The organism is Amycolatopsis sp. CFH S0740 (genome assembly GCF_004522315.1).
Taxonomy (GTDB): domain Bacteria; phylum Actinomycetota; class Actinomycetes; order Mycobacteriales; family Pseudonocardiaceae; genus Amycolatopsis; species Amycolatopsis nivea.
This window is the reverse complement of the sequence record NZ_SDLS01000065.1, coordinates 1-3680: the sequence shown is the minus strand read 5'-3', so window position 1 is coordinate 3680 and position 3680 is coordinate 1. Positions and strand designations below refer to the sequence as shown.

At 72.0% G+C, this 3680-nt stretch carries 4 protein-coding genes; 1 reads left to right on the top strand and 3 read right to left on the bottom strand.

Annotated elements, in window-relative coordinates:
* Nucleotides 1–33: 33 nt before the first annotated feature.
* Genes EIZ45_RS45740 through EIZ45_RS45730 form a run of 3 tightly spaced genes read right to left on the bottom strand, consistent with a single transcriptional unit; the run spans nt 34 to nt 2599 of the window.
* Nucleotides 34–516: a hypothetical protein gene (locus EIZ45_RS45740; RefSeq protein WP_134670424.1), complete on the bottom strand. Its 483-nt coding sequence runs from the start codon at nt 514–516 to the stop codon at nt 34–36.
* On the bottom strand, nt 513–1859 hold the full coding sequence (locus EIZ45_RS45735) for a HAMP domain-containing sensor histidine kinase (protein WP_205670333.1): 1347 nt from the start codon (nt 1857–1859) through the stop codon (nt 513–515). Before EIZ45_RS45735 ends, EIZ45_RS45740 begins: the two co-directional genes overlap by 4 nt.
* A gap of 59 nt (nt 1860–1918) precedes the next feature.
* Entirely contained in the window at nt 1919–2599 is a 681-nt protein-coding gene (locus tag EIZ45_RS45730; protein ID WP_134670428.1) for a response regulator transcription factor, read from the bottom strand.
* A 112-nt stretch (nt 2600–2711) separates the two neighbouring features.
* Between EIZ45_RS45730 and EIZ45_RS45725 the strand changes: the two genes are divergently transcribed.
* Nucleotides 2712–3617 (top strand): phosphatase PAP2 family protein, encoded by a 906-nt coding sequence (locus tag EIZ45_RS45725; RefSeq protein ID WP_134670430.1) that lies wholly within the window; start codon nt 2712–2714, stop codon nt 3615–3617.
* Nucleotides 3618–3680: the final 63 nt, after the last annotated feature.

Here is a 3680-nt window from a genome sequence, read left to right as displayed (position 1 = left end):
GTCTAACTAGCGACGAATTTACGACGCAGGACACTAGTTGCAGTACAGGGATTCGAGCTTGGTGTCCGAGGCGACCACGGTGATCCCCTTGCCGACCGGCTGCCCGGACGCCGCCAGCGACGCGGACACGGTGCAGACCACCTGCTGCAGGCCGACGGGGTACAGCAGTTTCATCGATTCGGAGACGGTCACGGTCACCGGCTGGGCCGAGGTGTCGACCGTGACGTGCCGGCCCGGCGAGAGCATCGAGTAGAAGCCCTCTTGTTCTTCCGTACGAGTCGGGCCGCCGAACAGTTCCGTCAGCACCGTCGTGGGGGTCGCGTCCCTCGCCCAGGCACGTTGCACCGGGCTGAGCTGTCCCGCGTACACGAAGTAGAGCGTGATCTGCGGACGCGGCGTGCCCAGCTGGAAGCCGCCGGGAGCGTCGCCGGCAGGGATCACTCCGGTCGGCTGGATACCGCAACCGGCGAGGGCCAAGACAGCAGCGAAAGCGACGAAGAGCCGCAGAAGTTTCATCGCTCCTCCTTCGCGGTGCGGGGCAGCCGGAGCGTGAACCGCGCCCCGTCGCCGGTGTTCGCAGCTTCGATGTCGCCGCCGTGCAGCCGGGCGTTTTCCAGCGCGATCGACAGGCCGAGGCCGCTGCCGTCGGACCGGGCGCGCGAGGTGTCGGCCTTCGCGAAGCGGTCGAACACCTTCGGCAGCACCTCCTCGGGGATGCCCGGGCCGTGGTCGGTAACAGTGAGGTAGACGGTCGTGTCGTCGGTGCTCAGCCGGACCTCGACCGGCGGCGCGCCGTGGCGCAGGGCGTTGCCGACGAGGTTGGCGACGACCAGGTCGAGCCGTCGCGGGTCTGCGGGCACGGTGACGCTCGGCAGGTCGGCCGCGACGGAGTCGGTCCAGCCGCGGGCGGCGACGCTGTTCGCCACTGCCTCAGCCAGGTCGACCTCCTCGACGCGCAGCTCGGCCCGTCCGGCGTCGAAGCGGGAGATCTCGACCAGGTCCTGCACGAGCCGGGTCAGCCGCCGCGTTTCGGCGGACACCAGGCGCGCCGCGACGGCGGTGTCCGCGGGCAGCTGGTCGGCGTCTTCGTCTAGGACGTCGGTGACCACGTTCATCGCGGCCAGCGGGGTGCGCAGTTCGTGCGAGACGTCCGCGACGAACCGGCGCGCATCGGCCTCCATCTCCCGCAGCGAGCCGACGGTGCGTTCCAGTTCCGCCGCGGTGTGGTTGAACGTGGTGACCAGCTGGGCCAGTTCGTCGGACCCCTTCGCGGGCAGGCGGACGTCGAGCTGCCCGTCGCCGAGTTTGCGCGCCGCGGAGTTCAGCGCGCGCACCGGGCGCAGCACCTGCCGCGCGGCCAGCAGCGCCAGCGCGACCGCGACCGGCAAGGCCAGCGCGGTCATGACCCACGCGCGCGTCGCCAGCTGCTCGATCGCGGCCTGCTGGGTGGCGAGCGGGACCGTCTTGTAGACCTCGATGCCGGTGTGTTCGCCCTTCGTCGCGCCGTAGCGCAGCAGCGGCATCCCGATGTAGAGGACCGGGCGCCCGCCCTCGATGACGCGCTGGAACTGGATGCTGGTCCCGCCCGCGACCGCGGTGCGCAGCCCGCCGGGTATCTCCGCCGGGTTCAGCCCGACGCGCGAATGCAGCGACCCGAACACCACGGTCGTGACGCCCTTGAGCGAGCTCGCCATGTTGTCGAGCTGGCGCTGGTCGGGCGGCAGGGTCAGCTGCGGCAGGTACGTCCTGACCTCGTCGCGCAGCTGCACCATCGCCGGGTCCTGCACGCCGGCCAGGATGGTGTTGCGCGCGGACACGTAGCTCGCGCCCGCCGCCGCGCCCGCGCCGACCAGCGTCATCGCGGCGAACGCCAGCACCAGCCGCAGGCGCAGCCCGGACACCCACGACCGGAGCCGTTTCACGAGCGGCCGAACCGGTAGCCGAAGCCGCGCACCGTCTGCACGTGGTCCGGCCGCGCCGGAACGTCCTCGATCTTCGCGCGCAGCCGCTGCACGCAGGCGTCGACCAGGCGGGAATCGCCGAGATAATCGTGTCCCCACACCGACGCCAGCAGCTGGCTGCGGCTGTACACCTGGCCCGGCGTGCGCGAGATCTCCAGCAGCAGCTTCAGTTCGGTCGGCGTGAGCGAAACGTGTTCGCCGTGTTTGCGCACCAGCATCCCGGCGCGGTCGATCACCAGGTCGCCGTGCTGTTCTGGGCCCGCGGCGCCGGGTTCGGCGGCAGTGCGGCGCAGCACCGCGCGGATGCGGGCGTCGAGCACGCGCGGTTCGACCGGCTTCACGACGTAGTCGTCCGCGCCCGCTTCGAGGCCGGCGACGATGTCGAAATCGTCGCTGCGCGCGGTGAGCATGATGATCGGCACCTGGCCGAGCGCGCGGATCCGGCGGCAGGTCTCGAACCCGTCGATGCCGGGCAGCATGAGGTCGAGCACCACGAGGTCCGGCGCGCGTTCGCGCAGCTGCGCCACGCCGTCCTCGCCGGTCGCCGCGGTGTGCACGGTGTGTCCTTGCCGGCGCAGCGCCAGTTCCATGCCCTCTCTGACGGACGCGTCGTCCTCGACCACCAACACCACAGCCACGGTGGCCATTATTCGGAATGCCCGCGGATTCGCGCGAGCCGGGCGGATCTTGTAGCGAAACCATGACATGGCCCTGACGAGATCTCGAAATCCCGCGGCCAGGCTCGAAGGCATGGCAGTACTGACTCCTGATCCGCCGACCGTGCCCCTGTCCGCGCCGCGCCACGCGCTCGCCCCGCCTCGGCGTTCGCGGACCGCGGTGCTGATCGCCGCGGCCATCGGGTTCGCGGGCGCGTTCGTCGTCGCCTACCTGCTGTTCGTGCGGACCGAGGCCGGGCAGCGCGCGGAGGACGGGGTCGTCCGCTTCGCGCAGGGCCTTCCGCGGTCCACTGTGGACTGGGCGCGGCCGCTGGCCGGGATCGACGGGGTCGAGGTGTTCGGCGCGGCGGGGATCGTCATCGTGGCGCTCGCGGTGCTGCGCAAGCGGTTCGCGCTCGGCGTGACCGCGCTGGTGCTGTACTTGCTGCCGCTGGCCGCCGCGCAGCTGCTCAAGATCTACCTGCTGGACCGGCCGGACGTGGGGTCGGCCGGGGCTCCGCACCACAACAGCTTCCCGAGCGGGCACGTGAGCGCGGCGACCGCCGTGCTGCTGGCACTGGCCGTGGTGCTGCCCGCGCGGTTCCGGACCTGGGTGCTCGCCGTGGGTGCGCCCGGCGTCGCCTGGGTGGCCGCGGCGACCGTCGCGCTCAGCTGGCACCGGCTCTCCGACACCGTGGGCGCCTGCCTGCTGGTGGCCGCGGTGGTGTCGGCGGGCGCGGCGGTCGTCTCGGCGCGGCGTCCGGACGGCAGCCGGATCCCGCCGGTGCGGACGGCGATCGCGCTGTTCGGGCCGGTCGCGGTGGTGCTCGGCGGGTACGCGGTGCTGTCCTCGGCGACGTCGGTCCCGGCCCGGTTCGTGGCGGCGCTGGTGCTCGCGGCGCTGAGCGCGGTGGCGGTGGTGCTATTGGCGGCCGGACCGCTCCGGCGGGTGAACTTCGACCCGTCCGGGGCGCGGAACCGGCTCAGCGGAGGGTCGTGAGCGGGGATCCCTCGCCTACACCGCGTGTCCTGTCTCAGGACCTCACGGACAGGTGTGTCTCAG

Coding starts and splice junctions, on each gene's coding strand:
- EIZ45_RS45735 (WP_205670333.1), bottom strand. CDS start 1,859: ATGACGCTGGTCGGCGCGGGCGCGGCGGCGGGCGCGAGCTACGTGTCC.
- EIZ45_RS45740 (WP_134670424.1), bottom strand. CDS start 516: ATGAAACTTCTGCGGCTCTTCGTCGCTTTCGCTGCTGTCTTGGCCCTC.
- EIZ45_RS45725 (WP_134670430.1), top strand. CDS start 2,712: ATGGCAGTACTGACTCCTGATCCGCCGACCGTGCCCCTGTCCGCGCCG.